Source organism: Streptomyces sp. Je 1-4 4N24 (assembly GCF_026239515.1).
Taxonomy (GTDB): Bacteria; Actinomycetota; Actinomycetes; order Streptomycetales; family Streptomycetaceae; genus Streptomyces; species Streptomyces nigrescens.
In genome coordinates this window covers 836,370-848,579 of record NZ_CP110836.1, presented here as the reverse complement: position 1 = coordinate 848,579, position 12,210 = coordinate 836,370, and the positions used below count along the sequence as shown (strand labels likewise).

The window sequence follows — 12,210 nt, the reverse complement described above, 5'->3', positions numbered from 1 at the left end:
ACGTCAGTTGCCCACGCGCCGGCGCAGGTCCTGGAAGGCCGTGTAGTTGGCGATGACTTCGATCCGGCCGGGCGGTGCCAGCTGCACCGCCTCGTCGAGGCTCTCGCAGACCTGGAAGTCCAGACCCGCGACCTCCAGCCGCACCGCAAGGTCCAGCTTGCGGTCGCCGAGCACGAAGATCGGGTGCCCGGCCAGCCGGGTGTAGTCGACGTCCCACAGCCAGGAGGTGTCGGTGCCGTCCGCGCCGCGGGCGTTCACCGACATGATCACCGGGGTGGGCGGCGGGTCGATCAGCGAGAACGTCTCCAGCCAGCCGGCCGGGTTCTTCGCCAGCAGCAGCCGCAGCTCCCGCTCCATGAAGGTGACCACGTCATAGCGTCCGGCCACCGCCTGCACCGAGTACATCCGCTCCAGGGCCACCTGCGGCGGCACCCCGAAGGCGGCGGCGACCGCGGCGGACGTGGTGGCGTTCGCCTTGTTGGCGCGCCCCGGCAGCTGGAGCTTGATCGGCCAGGCGCTGCCGTGCGGGTCGAGGACATGATCGCCGGACAGCGCCCAGCTGGGCGTGGGGCGGCGGAAGCCGCACTCGGCGCAGAACCAGTCCTCGCCCGGCCGCTGCATCACACCACCGCACGAGGGGCAGGACCAGGCGTCGTCCTTCCACTCCTGCCCGGCCGCGACCCACACCACATTCGCGGACGACGAGGCCGCCCATACGATCAGCGGGTCGTCCGCGTTGGCGATGATCAGCGCCTTGGAGCCGGCCAGTCCCTCGCGCCAGTGCTCGGCCAGCATCCGGGTCTCCGCGGCGCGGTCGAGCTGGTCGCGCGAGAGGTTCAGCAGCGCTATGGCCTTCGGCGTCACATCGCGTGCCACACCGGCGAGGTACTTCTCGTCCACCTCGATGACGCCGTAGCGGGCGTCCGATCCACCGGCCAGCGCGGACGTGATGCCCGCCGGCATATTGGCGCCGAGCGCGTTGGAGACCACCGGACCGCTGGCCCGCAGCGCCTCAGCGATCAGCCGCGTCGTGGTCGTCTTGCCGTTGGTCGCCGACACCAGGATGACGTCCAAGTGCCTGGCCAGCCGCGCCAGCAGGTCGGGGTCGAGCTTGAGCGCCACCCGGCCACCGATCACCGATCCGCTGCCGCGGCCCGCCGCGCGCGATACCGCCGCCGCGGCCTTGCCCGCCGTCACGGCCAGCTTGGCCCGCGGCGACAGCGGCTCCGTGTTGCCTGCCATCGTCTTTGATCCTCCTTGCATCCGGCGCCCGCCTGCCGTGGGGCTGAGGGTGGAACGCCTCCTCCGCAGCCGATGACCGGCCGGGGCTTCGGTCGGGGATCAGCCTATCGAGGTCCGGCCGCAGCCCCGAACCCCGCCACCCGTGCGGCGACATCCGTGCTGTGCAGGACCGTACGCTTGTCCCCATGCGTCCCCGCACCATTCCCGGCAGTTCCGGCCATGTCCGCCCGCTGCGATTGCTCGGCGATCCGGCCCTGACCGAGCCCTGTCAGGAGGTCACCGTCTTCGACGACGAGCTGGCCCGGCTGGTCGAGGACATGTACGCGACGATGTATGCCGCGCAGGGGGTGGGCCTCGCCGCCAACCAGATCGGTGTCCCGCTGCGGGTTTTCGTCTACGACTGCCCCGACGACGAGGACCGCCGTCATCTGGGGCATCTGGTCAACCCCCGGCTCGTCGACGTCGACGGACCGGTCATCCGCGGACCGGAGGGCTGCCTCTCGCTCCCCGGCATCGAAGCCGGCACCCCGCGCCACGACCACACCGTCGTGACCGGGGTCAGCGTCACCGGCGAGCCCCGGACGGTGACCGGCACCGGCTTCTTCGCCCGCTGTCTCCAGCACGAGTGCGACCATCTCGACGGTGGTCTCTACGTCGACCGCCTCACCGGGCTGCGCCGCCGCCGGACGCTGCGCGCGGCGGCCAAGGCCCCGTGGGCCGCCCCAGCGGAGGCGTCCGGCCGCTGAGCGACCGGCGCTTCCCGCCGTTTCACGGACCGGCGCTCAGAAGCCGGGGCCGTCCGTGCGGTCCTCGACCGCGGCCAGCTGCCCCCAGAGCAGATCGGCCAGCTGCCTGACCAACTCCTCACGTGTGCAAGGGCGTTCGCGCAGCCACCAGTCACCGGCGCCATGCATCATGCCGACGATGCCATGGCCCCATACGCGCGCCGTCAGCTCGCCGCCCGGCCCCAGGTCGAGCCGGTCGGTGATCACCTTGGCCAGCTCCTCGCCGAGCCGGCGCAGCAGCGGAGCGGAGTGCCGTCCGACGTCGAAGCCGGACTCGGACGCGTTGTCCTCGTCCGACGGGTGCATCAGGAAGCGGTACACCTGCGGCCGGGCCTCGATCGCGAGGAGGTAGGCGTCGAGGGTGGCCTCGACCCGGTCCCGGCGCAGGACGGGGGCGTCCAGTGCGGTCGCCAGGTTGGCGAGTAGGGCATCCGTGTGGCGTACGGCGAGCGCGCGGTACAGCCCGCCCTTGTCGCCGAAGTGCCGGTAGAGGATCGGTTTGGTGATACCTGCCTCGGCGGCGATGGCGTTCATCGAGGCGTCCGGGCCGTCGCGCAGCACAATGCGCTCGGCGGCCTCCAGCAGCTCCCGCCGTCTGCGCTCGGTCGCCGTCTGCCGGCGGCCGCTGTGCTCTGTGCTTTCCATGGTCGTGCTCCCCACCCTTGTGAATCCGTGGCGCTGGCGCAACGTAACACCCGATCTCCACGGCGATTTCGTTCCCAGGGGAGTTGACACCGCTTACTGGCGAGTAACACACTGCGGGTTACCGCTAGTAACACCGTAATGCCTGCAGCAGCTGGAGGGGACATGGCCGAGTTCACCATGGAGCTCAACGACGAGCAGAAGGAAGTCCGTGACTGGATTCACGGCTTCGCCGCGGACGTCATGCGCCCCGCCGCCGCCGAGTGGGACGAGCGCGAGGAGACCCCCTGGCCCGTCATCCAGGAGGCCGCCAAGATCGGCCTGTACTCCCTCGACTTCTACGCCCAGCAGTTCTTCGACCCCACGGGCCTCGGCATCCCCATGGCGATGGAGGAGCTGTTCTGGGGCGACGCCGGTATCGGTCTGTCGATCGTGGGCACCGGCCTGGCTGCCGTCGGTGTGCTCGCGAACGGCACGGAGGAGCAGATCGGCACCTGGGTCCCGCAGATGTACGGCGACGTCCATGACGTCAAGGTCGCCGCCTTCTGCTCGTCGGAACCGGACGCCGGCTCCGACGTCGCCGCCATGCGCACCCGCGCGGTCTACGACGAGGCCAAGGACGAGTGGGTGCTCAACGGCACCAAGACCTGGGCCACCAACGGCGGCATCGCCAACGTCCATGTCGTCGTCGCGGTCGTCGACCCGGACGCCGGCTCCAAGGGCCATGCCTCCTTCATCGTCCCCCCGAACACCCCCGGTCTCACTCAGGGGCAGAAGTTCAAGAAGCACGGCATCCGCGCCTCGCACACCGCCGAGGTCGTCCTGGAGAACGTCCGGATCCCCGGCCACTGCCTGCTCGGCGGCAAGGAGAAGCTCGACGAGCGCCTCGCCCGCGCCCGGGAGAACGCCAAGAAGGACGCCGAGAGGGTGAAGAACGCCGCCATGGCCACCTTCGAGGCCTCCCGGCCCGCCGTCGGCGCGATGGCGGTCGGCACTGCCCGCGCGGCCTACGAGGAGGCGCTGGAGTACGCCAAAACCCGCTCCCAGTTCGGCCGCCCGATCATCGACAACCAGGGCGTGGCCTTCCAGCTCGCCGATATGCGCACCCAGATCGACGCCGCCCGCCTGCTGGTCTGGCGCGCCTCCTGGATGGCGGTGAACGGCAAGCCGTTCACCTCTGCCGAGGGCTCCATGTCGAAGCTCTTCGCCAGCGAGGTCGCCAAGAAGGTCACCGCCCAGGCCGTACAGATCCTCGGCGGTAACGGCTTCACCCGCGAGTACCCGGTCGAGCGGATGCACCGCGACGCCGCCATCTACACGATCTTCGAAGGCACCAGCGAGATCCAGCGCCTGGTCATCGCCCGGACGCTCTCCGGGATGCCGATCCGCTGAGGTCAACTACCGGCAGAGCGCGCTTAGTTCATGCAGAAGGAAGGTAGGGCCCCGCTCTCTTCGAGGTGGGGCCCTTGGATGTCTCCCAGGCGCCTCGAACGACTTGTGGGAGATTTTTTGGGGGGAGCAACGCGTGGATGGCCGCCTTCGTCCGGCCGGACCTTCGCCCTCTAGGGTGCGGGCATGACCTCACCCAGCTATCTCTCCGAACTGTTCTCGCTGGACGGCCGGAACGCCGTGGTGACGGGCGGAAGTTCCGGCATCGGCCGAGCCATCGCCAGGGCTCTCGCGCGAGCGGGGGCGAGCGTGGTGATCGTGGCGCGCAAGGAGTCGGAACTGGCCGCCACGGTCGATGAGCTGGCGGCGGACGGCTGCCGGGCGGCCTGGGTGAGCGCCGACCTGAGCACCCGCGACGGGGTGCGCGCGGCGGCGGAGCAGGCAGCCGAGGCGTTCGGCGAGCCCGACATCCTCGTCAACAGCGCCGGGATCAACCTGCGGCCGCCGATGGGCGAGCTGGGCGAGGAGACGTGGGACGCGACGATGGCGGTGAACCTGGAGGCGCCCTACTTGTTGGGCCAACGGTTCGGGCCCGGCATGGCCGAGCGGGGCTTCGGGCGGATCATCCACATCACCTCCCAGCAGGCGCACCGGGCGTTCGTCCAGAGCGGCGCCTACGGGGTCTCCAAGGGCGCGCTGGAGTCACTGGCCCGTTCTCAGGCCGAGGCGTGGTCGCCACACGGTGTCACCTGCAACACGCTGGTGCCCGGCTTCGTCATGACCCCGCTCAACGCGCGGTTGGCGTCCGACCCGGAGAAGGTGGCGGCGCTGGCCGAGCGCACGCTGGTCGGACGCAACGGCCTGGCCGAGGACTTCGCCGGAGCAGCGGTGTTCCTGGCCGGCCGGGCCTCCGGCTATGTCACCGGGCAGGCGATCTTCGTCGACGGCGGGTTCTCCGTTCACTGAGCCCGACACCGCATCCGGCCCATGTGGCCCCGCAGGCCGGTACGGGCGGACGGCGCACTCCGGCCGCCCGTACCGCCCGTGGTCAGAGCGTGTCGCTCACCCGCTGGTGACCGGTGGGCCGGCGCGGGCCGGGCTGCTCCGGGCGGCTCTCCGGCGTGAACCGGGAGACCCGGTGGCTGACCGGTACCGGGGCGCGCAGGACGGAACGCCGGGTGGGGTCCGGGCTGCCGATGTAGAGCCAGCCGATGAGTCCTTCGTGCGGGGCGAGGCCCAGCAGCGTACGGGTCTCGGCGGAGTCGACGGGCGAGCCGGTGCGCCAGATACTGCCGAAACCCCTGTCGTGCAGGAGCAGCATCAGCGAGTTGACCATCGCGCTGCTCGCGGCGAGCTGCTCCCAGTCCGGCACGCGGTGGTTGCGCCGGGGCACGAAGACCAGCGTCGCCAGGAGCGGGGCGCGCAGTGGTTTCCGCATCTCCCGGCGTACGGTCTCCGCGTCGGTGGCGCCGGACGCGAAGGACTCGCCCAGCGCCGTCCGGCTGTCCCCGCGCACGAGGATCCACCGCCAGGGGCGGAGGTGGCCGTGGTCGGGCGCGGTTGCCGCCCAGCCGAGCAGATCGACGAACTCCTCGTCGCTCGGGGCGGGTTCGATCAGACGGTGCTCACTGCGGCGGGTCCGGATGGCGGCTTCCAACTCCATCAGTGGTCGCTCCTCCTCGCTCCGTGCCCGCTCACCGGCACCGCGGCGGCAGCCAGAACGACCGCACGCCCCGTACGGCCGCCAGACGGTCCCGCGCCATGCTGATCGCGGCGCCGGCGGTGCTGATGTTCAGGTTCTTCGCCCTGGTGAAGATCTCGACGAGCCGTTCCGGGATCAGCTCCGCGTCCTTCCTGACCCGGTTCATGTCATGGCCCGCGGGATGCAGCTCGTCGACCACCTGGATCAGGCCGAGCGCGTTGATCACGAAGTCCGGTGCGTACAGGATGCCGCGTGCCGCGAGCCGGTCCGCGATCACCGGTGCGGCGAGCTGGTTGTTGGCCCCGCCCGCCACGATCCGGCAGCGGAGGTTGTCCACCAGGTCGGCGTCGATGACGTTGCCGACCGCGTTCGGACTGAGGACGTCCACATCGAGCAGGTAGAGCTTCTCCCGGCTCACGACCTCCGCCCCGCATGCCTCGGCCACCCGCTCGGCCTTCTCCTGGTCGATGTCGGCCACGGTCAGCCGTGCGCCGCCGTCCGCCAGGTGGCCCGCAAGCCGGGCTCCCACCTTGCCGACGCCGTCGATGGCGATATGGCGGCCTTCCAGGCGGTCGCTGCCGTCGAGGTATTCCAGGCAGGCCCGGATACCGAGGCTCACGCCGTAGGCGGTCATGGCGCCCGATTCACCGGAGCCACCCTCCTCGGCATCCAGACCGCGTATCCACTGGGATTCCTTGCGCATGACCCGGAGATCGGCGGTGGTGATACCCATGTCGCAGGCAGCGATGAACCGTCCGGAGAGGGACTCGACCGCCTGCCCGAACGCACGGAGAAGCGCCTCCGACTTCTCGACGCCCGCGCCACCGAAAATGACGGCCTTTCCGCCCCCGATATCGAGGCCCGCACAGGCCGCCTTGTATGTCATCGCGCGGGAAAGACGTAATGCGTCGTCGATCGCCTGGTCGTCATCGCGGTACGGAAGATAGCGGACGCCGCCGAGTGCGGGGCCCAGCAGTGTCGAATGAAGGGCGATGACGCACCGGAGCCCGCCGGGGCCGGAGCTGAAAAGAACCTGCTCGTGGCCGTCCATTTCCTTGAACACACTCATAACTCACCCCAGAATTCCGTCCAGTGACAGCCGGGCCGGCGGCCCCGCCTTGAGGCGTGAACCGCCGGCCCGTCCGGCAGAGAATTATTCGGCCGGCTGCAGTCCGGATGCGAGCAGCGCCGCGTCCAGGACGTCCCACAGTGCGCACAGTGATGAGAGGAAGTCCTCCACACCCTGCTCGATCTGCTCGCTGTTCGAAGCGTCCATGACGGACGAGACAGCCTTGATCACATTTGCTTCGTGCTGCTGCTCGGCACCGTCGTCACCCCAGTGCTCCGCCATGTAATGCATCTCCGGCTCGTCGATGTCGGCCTTGTAGTGGCCGGAGTCGACGAGCGCGCGCTTCTCACCCGGGATCAGGGACTGGTTGGAGATGATCTCCAGCGCGAGCGCCGTGCCGAGGTTGCGGACGGTGGTCTCGGCGTCGGAGGAGAACCGGCGCCGGAACACCTCGATGGCGGCCGCCGCCTGAGGCGTCAGACCGGTCTCGCGGTCGTACCCCGGCAGCCCGGCGAGCAGCCGGTCCGACGAGCTCTTGAGCCACGCCTCGACCCGCGTCGTGTCGTACACGTCGTCGAAGACCTGGGAACCGGTGCGGTTCACGATGTGGCCCGCCATCGTCGCGAGCTCGGGGCCGTGCCCGGACTCACTGTCGACGATCTCCTCGATGAGGAGAGCCTGTTCGTTCCAGCCGAGGCTGCGCAGGGCGGTGGGGAACTCGCCGCCGGGGCGGGTAGCGGCACAGAACGACTGCACCTGGTGGAAGAGCGCGCCCGAGACCTCGGCGGACGGGGGCGTTGCGGCCCAGTGCGCGTAGAGCGGGTGGTCGAAGACGCGGTGCGTCTTGATCCGGTCGATCAGCGTGTCGGTCGTCGTCATCGATTCCTACTCCGGTGAGGTGGATGGTTCCGGTGAGGTGGATCGTTTGCGAGGACGCCGGGCCGGCGCCGCTCAGGCGAACTGGAGCTGCGAGGGGTCGACCTTGGGCACGGAGAATCCGATCTTCTCGATGTGCCCCGCGATCGCGGTCTTGTAGAGCTCGCGCAGCTCTCCGTTGTCGTTCTTACGGAGGCCCCACCGGACCGCGAGACGTCCGCGGCGGGAGTCGGGCCGCCCGAACATGTCCAGCGCCATCGGGTAGAACTTGTCCAGCGCCTTCTGGGCCCGGTCACGGGACTGCGCACCGGCGTCGTACGACTCCTGCATCAGGCGCTTGCCGTAACCGAAGTGCCGGGCCTCCTCCTTGAGGATCGCGGCGGCCTCGGCACGCAGCGGCGCGTAGGTGCTCGTGGTCATCTCCTTGATCTGGAAATGGCCTTCGAGCTCGCAGAGGAAGCTGAATGCGGCGCGCTCCTCCCAGACGGTGAATTGCGTGGTCATGCTCTCGGCCGGGAAGTAACGCCGTTCGGCCACGGCCTGATTCACCATGTGCGAGGTGTCGACACCGAGCGGTGTGAGCAGCTTGGCGAAGCGCCGGAAGTGGTCCACTTCTTCCATGCCGAACTTGAGGCACATATAGCGCTCGTCGGCATTGGGCGCCAGCGGATAGAACGAGTCCACGTAGGTGTCGCCCGCGCTCAGCTCGCCTTCGCCATTGGCGAGCATCTGATGCGTCAGCACCTCACGGTATTCCTCCGGGAGTTCACCGACGCTCTCCAGGTCCACAGTCTCCGAAAAGACGGTCCCCATACGAATTCTCCTCCGGGTAGCTGATGAAATTCAGCCTATTCGGGCAGTTCGCGGCGCCGGTAGGCCACGATGGGGCCGTATCTGCCGGGAACGATGGGGGTAGCCCGGTGGCTCTTTCGGGGTACTTCGTGGGTACCTTCCGGGCCCGGAAGCCGCGCCAGAGCCCCGTCGGTGTCCGTCGGCACGCACGTGACCCCCTGCACCACACGCCGCTGTCGCGTGGTGCAGGGGGTCACGGATGACGCGTGTTGACGGATGGGCGGATGGGGCGGGCAGGTTGTCGCCGAGAAGGCCGCGGGCAAGGGGGTTTGGCTGGGAACCGACGGGTTCCTCAGGCCACTTTCCGCTCCGGTGGCCGGATATAGGTCAGGGTGTGGTGGGAGACGAGCTTGCCGGCGGTGTCGGTCGTGTCGGCGGTGCCGTAGACGATCAGGCGGCCGGGCCGGACGATCGTCGACTCGCAGACCAGATCGGTGCGCGCCGGGCCGAGGAAACTCGTCGTCATCTGCTGGGTGACGGACGGATCGTCCTCGCCGAACAGCGACATGATCGCGATCCAGCAGGTCACATCGGCGAGCGTCATCGCGCACCCGCCCTGGAGGACGCCGCCGGGGCGGAAGAGTTCAGGGCGCGAGCGTAAGGAGACCTTGGCCTGCCCCTTCCCGACAGCTTCCACCTTGAATCCCCACCAGGGTCCGAAGGGGCTGTTATCGAGGACGGCTTGAGCTGCGTCAATATCCATCATCGACGTAACATAGCAACGAATCAGGACTGTCGTGTGCCGCTCACCGCTTCGGACCGTGCTGGGAGACGAGCAGCGCCGCTTCCACCCGGTTGGAAGCCGATAACTTGATCATTGCGCGATGCACATGCTTCTTGACGGTATTCTCTGCGATATGGAGAGTGGAACCGATCTGTTTGTTCGTCATACCCGCGGCCAGCAGCAGCAGAACATCGTTCTCTCGCGAGGTGAGACTCGAAATCGCTACCGATGTCGATGACGTCGGATATTCGGTACTGATATCGGAAAGCCGGTCACGCGGGAGGAGATACACCGCACAGCCCCGGCTGACCAGGGTGATCACGCTGGCGAAGTCCTCCTGCAGGATTTCCAGGTCCATGAACCCGGCGACCTTGGCCCGTAAAGCGTCCTGGAGCGTGACGACCGAGTCGTGACAGCACAGGACGATGATCGAGGCATGCGCACCGATCAGCTGGACGAGATGGCGAAAGCTGTCACCCGTCAGTTTGCGGAGATTGAGCAGGACGATGTCGGGGTCCTCGCGGTCAACGGCGGTCAGGACACCTGCCGCGTCCTGTGCCACGCCGGCCACGTCAAGTCCGGGAGCCTCCCTGGTCATCGCCATGAGGCCGGATCGGGTCACGACCTGGTCATCGGCGATCAGCAGTTGTATCTGAGCCATCTACGGCGTCCTACTCCCCGAATGGCCGTCTGCGGACCTCTGCGGAGGGCCGGGTTCAGATACGACCACAAGATCGAATAAGGTCAGAATGCCGAACCGATAATGAGCTGCGTTTCCCCTTGGTCAACGGGAAACGCAGCAACGAGGTCAGGTCTCGGGACCGTCGGCATAGCGCAGTTCTTCAGGGAATGAAAGGGATCCAAGGTGATCCGGCGTGGGTGAGGAACGAGTGCGCAGCAGAACGAAGGCTTAAGTGCGGGTTGCCCGACTTGTCGCCCCCTTCGGGTGCCGAACCTTGTCCGGATATCCCGTTACGCAAGCCGCTCCAGCTTCCCATGGCCGATGGAGAGCGTCAGTCATGTGCGCGAGCATCTGCTTCACACTCAAGGCGTATCCCCCCTCTGTCGACGCTGGACGTACGCCGTAGCGTACATCACGGTATCCATCATGGGGAGATCTGAATGACATATGCCAGATCGGGCTATTGATAGCGACGCAACTCCGAACCGGCCAATTTTTCCGAAAACAATCGGTACCTCGTCCACCAGGAATGGTTCCCCCGTCTCTTGTGCAGAATCGGGCCATGATGCGCTCCGGCGGCCATGATTGGGCAGACGAGATCACGGCCGTACGCAGTGATCGGCGGCGGCCGGGCGTACGCGTACGGCACCCGCACTCCGCCCGTACGACGGCTCAGGGGGAGTGCGGATGGTCCCGCAGGATGCGCCGGGCCGCGCCCTTCCGTCCCCCTCTCCGCCGCTCGCTACCTCTGTCCGCAGACCGTCGCGGGCACTGTCGCCGGGGCCGGCGCCCCGCCGTTCAGCTCTGCCAGTGAGCCGTCCAACGCCTCGATGAGGTAGTCCTCCTGATGGGGCGTCAGTAGTGCGTGGCAGGGGAGGTTGAGGTGCTGTTCGAACCAGCTGCGTTCGGCGACCGGGCACTCGCCGCGCAGATGGCCGCGGTGGCGCCATTGCGGCAGCAGATGCTGGGGGAAGTAGCGCAGCTGGATCTCGACCCCCCTGCGGTCCAGGGCCAGGACGAGCCGGTCGCGCAGCTCCTGGTGATCGGCGAGGCAGGTGTAGAGGTGGTAGGCGTGGGTGCTGTGCGCGGGCGCCGACTGCGGGGTGAAGAACGGGTAGCGGGCGAGGACTTCGTCCAGCCGCCCGGCGAGCGCGCGGCGCTTCGCCGCGGCGGTCTCGACCCCGGCGAGCTGGGCCTGGCCGAGGGCCGCGACCGCCTCCGGCATCGTCGCGTCGCTGCCGGGCCGCCGTACACAGCCGCGCTGGAGAGGCGTGGTGTACGTGGCCGCCGGAAGTACGCACGGCTCCGTCGGCCGGGCCGGCCGGGGGTGCGCGGTCGGGGTGTCCGTGTCGTGGGCGCGTAGCCGGTGCAGCCGCCGCGCCCAGTCGTCCCGGTCGCAGGTGATCAGACCGCCCTCGCCGAGCACGGTGCCGGCCTTGTCGTTGCGGAGACTGAAGGTGGCGATGTCCGCCAGGGATCCGGGGCTGTGGCCGCGGTAGCGGGCGCCCAGGGCATGCACGCAGTCCTCCAGCACCAGGAAGCCGTGGCGCCGGGCCAGTGACATGACCGTGTCCATCTCGGCGGGGCAGCCGCCGTAGTGCACCAGTAGCAGGGCCCGGGTGCGCGGGGTGATCAGCGCCTGCAGTGCGGCCGGGTCGAGGTTGAGGGTGGTCGGGTCGATATCGCAGAACCGGACCCGTACGTCGTGGTCGAGCAGCGGCTGGACGGTGGCCCGGTGGGTCTGGGGGGTGGCGATCACCTCGTCGCCGGGGGCCAGGTCGAGCATCCGGATCGCCATGTGCAGGGCGACCGCCGCGCTGTTGACCGAGATCGCGTGCCGGCTGCCGACCGCTTCGGCGAAGGAGCGCTCGAACCGTTCGCGCCGGGTGCCCGCCGGCAGCGGTGTGCTCTCGTGGACGAGGTCGGCCAGTACGGCCGCCTCGGCGTCGGTCGACATGCTGCCCCGCTTCCCCCAGGGCACGACGTAACTCTTGTCCAGCATCTGTTCCCCCCAGATCGTCTCTGGTGCGCCAAAGAGGTGCGGTCCTATGACAGTCGAGGCGCGGCTGCCGGTGAAGAGTCAGCGGCGGTCAGCAAGGTCAGTTAGGTCAACTTGCGCAGCCCGGCGACGGGGCGGCCGTCCGGTGGTCGGGGCCCATCCCGTTTGCCCTGTACGAACGCCCGGCCGGTATCTGGCCGGGCGTTTGCGTTGCCGTTCCACGAGGCCACCCCGGCCCCCCTCCCGCA

At 68.7% G+C, this 12,210-nt stretch carries 12 protein-coding genes; 3 read left to right on the top strand and 9 right to left on the bottom strand.

Annotated features, from left to right (window positions below; genetic code table 11):
• Positions 1-3: 3 nt before the first annotated feature.
• The gene (locus SLV14N_RS03360) at positions 4-1,242 is read right to left on the bottom strand and encodes a MurT ligase domain-containing protein (RefSeq protein ID WP_262042200.1); all 1,239 of its coding nucleotides are present in this window, start codon (positions 1,240-1,242) and stop codon (positions 4-6) included.
• Positions 1,243-1,427: 185 nt separating this feature from the next.
• On the opposite strand from SLV14N_RS03360, the gene def reads away from it, so the two are divergent.
• Positions 1,428-1,988 (top strand): peptide deformylase, encoded by a 561-nt coding sequence (def, locus tag SLV14N_RS03355; protein ID WP_208679656.1) that lies wholly within the window; start codon positions 1,428-1,430, stop codon positions 1,986-1,988.
• A 36-nt stretch (positions 1,989-2,024) separates the two neighbouring features.
• Here def and SLV14N_RS03350 read toward each other — a convergent pair whose 3' ends face one another.
• Positions 2,025-2,672 (bottom strand): TetR family transcriptional regulator, encoded by a 648-nt coding sequence (locus SLV14N_RS03350; RefSeq protein ID WP_208679655.1) that lies wholly within the window; start codon positions 2,670-2,672, stop codon positions 2,025-2,027.
• Positions 2,673-2,834: 162 nt separating this feature from the next.
• Here SLV14N_RS03350 and SLV14N_RS03345 point away from each other — a divergent pair, with 162 nt between their 5' ends.
• Both SLV14N_RS03345 and SLV14N_RS03340 read left to right on the top strand, forming a co-directional pair.
• On the top strand, positions 2,835-4,061 hold the full coding sequence (locus SLV14N_RS03345) for an acyl-CoA dehydrogenase family protein (protein WP_208679654.1): 1,227 nt from the start codon (positions 2,835-2,837) through the stop codon (positions 4,059-4,061).
• Between the two features lie 183 nt (positions 4,062-4,244).
• Positions 4,245-5,024, top strand: coding sequence for an SDR family NAD(P)-dependent oxidoreductase (locus SLV14N_RS03340; protein WP_208679653.1), 780 nt, complete (start codon positions 4,245-4,247; stop codon positions 5,022-5,024).
• Between the two features lie 82 nt (positions 5,025-5,106).
• Here the strand turns inward: SLV14N_RS03340 and SLV14N_RS03335 are convergent, their stop codons facing one another.
• From SLV14N_RS03335 to SLV14N_RS03305, 7 genes are all read right to left on the bottom strand, one after another.
• The gene (locus tag SLV14N_RS03335) at positions 5,107-5,721 is read right to left on the bottom strand and encodes a nitroreductase (protein WP_208679652.1); all 615 of its coding nucleotides are present in this window, start codon (positions 5,719-5,721) and stop codon (positions 5,107-5,109) included.
• Between the two features lie 31 nt (positions 5,722-5,752).
• The gene (locus tag SLV14N_RS03330) at positions 5,753-6,829 is read right to left on the bottom strand and encodes a Glu/Leu/Phe/Val dehydrogenase dimerization domain-containing protein (RefSeq protein WP_208679651.1); all 1,077 of its coding nucleotides are present in this window, start codon (positions 6,827-6,829) and stop codon (positions 5,753-5,755) included.
• An 84-nt stretch (positions 6,830-6,913) separates the two neighbouring features.
• Complete coding sequence (locus tag SLV14N_RS03325) at positions 6,914-7,708, bottom strand: hypothetical protein (RefSeq protein ID WP_208679650.1); 795 nt, start codon at positions 7,706-7,708, stop codon at positions 6,914-6,916.
• Positions 7,709-7,780: 72 nt separating this feature from the next.
• Positions 7,781-8,518 carry a Phenylacetic acid catabolic protein gene (locus SLV14N_RS03320; RefSeq protein WP_018092612.1) on the bottom strand — a complete coding sequence of 246 codons (738 nt, stop codon included), beginning with the start codon at positions 8,516-8,518 and terminating at the stop codon, positions 7,781-7,783.
• 331 nt (positions 8,519-8,849) lie between these two features.
• A complete protein-coding gene (locus tag SLV14N_RS03315) occupies positions 8,850-9,260 on the bottom strand; it encodes a PaaI family thioesterase (RefSeq protein WP_259670718.1) in 411 nt (136 codons plus the stop codon).
• Positions 9,261-9,303: 43 nt separating this feature from the next.
• Entirely contained in the window at positions 9,304-9,942 is a 639-nt protein-coding gene (locus SLV14N_RS03310; protein WP_208679648.1) for a response regulator transcription factor, read from the bottom strand.
• Between the two features lie 763 nt (positions 9,943-10,705).
• The gene (locus tag SLV14N_RS03305) at positions 10,706-11,965 is read right to left on the bottom strand and encodes a DegT/DnrJ/EryC1/StrS aminotransferase family protein (RefSeq protein ID WP_263267950.1); all 1,260 of its coding nucleotides are present in this window, start codon (positions 11,963-11,965) and stop codon (positions 10,706-10,708) included.
• Between the last annotated feature and the right edge of the window lie 245 nt (positions 11,966-12,210).

Excerpts from the sequence above, each read along its gene's own strand:
- SLV14N_RS03360 (WP_262042200.1), bottom strand. The coding sequence starts at position 1,242 with ATGGCAGGCAACACGGAGCCGCTGTCGCCGCGGGCCAAGCTGGCCGTG.
- def (WP_208679656.1), top strand. The coding sequence starts at position 1,428 with ATGCGTCCCCGCACCATTCCCGGCAGTTCCGGCCATGTCCGCCCGCTG.
- SLV14N_RS03350 (WP_208679655.1), bottom strand. The coding sequence starts at position 2,672 with ATGGAAAGCACAGAGCACAGCGGCCGCCGGCAGACGGCGACCGAGCGC.
- SLV14N_RS03345 (WP_208679654.1), top strand. The coding sequence starts at position 2,835 with ATGGCCGAGTTCACCATGGAGCTCAACGACGAGCAGAAGGAAGTCCGT.
- SLV14N_RS03340 (WP_208679653.1), top strand. The coding sequence starts at position 4,245 with ATGACCTCACCCAGCTATCTCTCCGAACTGTTCTCGCTGGACGGCCGG.
- SLV14N_RS03335 (WP_208679652.1), bottom strand. The coding sequence starts at position 5,721 with ATGGAGTTGGAAGCCGCCATCCGGACCCGCCGCAGTGAGCACCGTCTG.
- SLV14N_RS03330 (WP_208679651.1), bottom strand. The coding sequence starts at position 6,829 with ATGAGTGTGTTCAAGGAAATGGACGGCCACGAGCAGGTTCTTTTCAGC.
- SLV14N_RS03325 (WP_208679650.1), bottom strand. The coding sequence starts at position 7,708 with ATGACGACGACCGACACGCTGATCGACCGGATCAAGACGCACCGCGTC.
- SLV14N_RS03320 (WP_018092612.1), bottom strand. The coding sequence starts at position 8,518 with ATGGGGACCGTCTTTTCGGAGACTGTGGACCTGGAGAGCGTCGGTGAA.
- SLV14N_RS03315 (WP_259670718.1), bottom strand. The coding sequence starts at position 9,260 with ATGGATATTGACGCAGCTCAAGCCGTCCTCGATAACAGCCCCTTCGGA.
- SLV14N_RS03310 (WP_208679648.1), bottom strand. The coding sequence starts at position 9,942 with ATGGCTCAGATACAACTGCTGATCGCCGATGACCAGGTCGTGACCCGA.
- SLV14N_RS03305 (WP_263267950.1), bottom strand. The coding sequence starts at position 11,965 with ATGCTGGACAAGAGTTACGTCGTGCCCTGGGGGAAGCGGGGCAGCATG.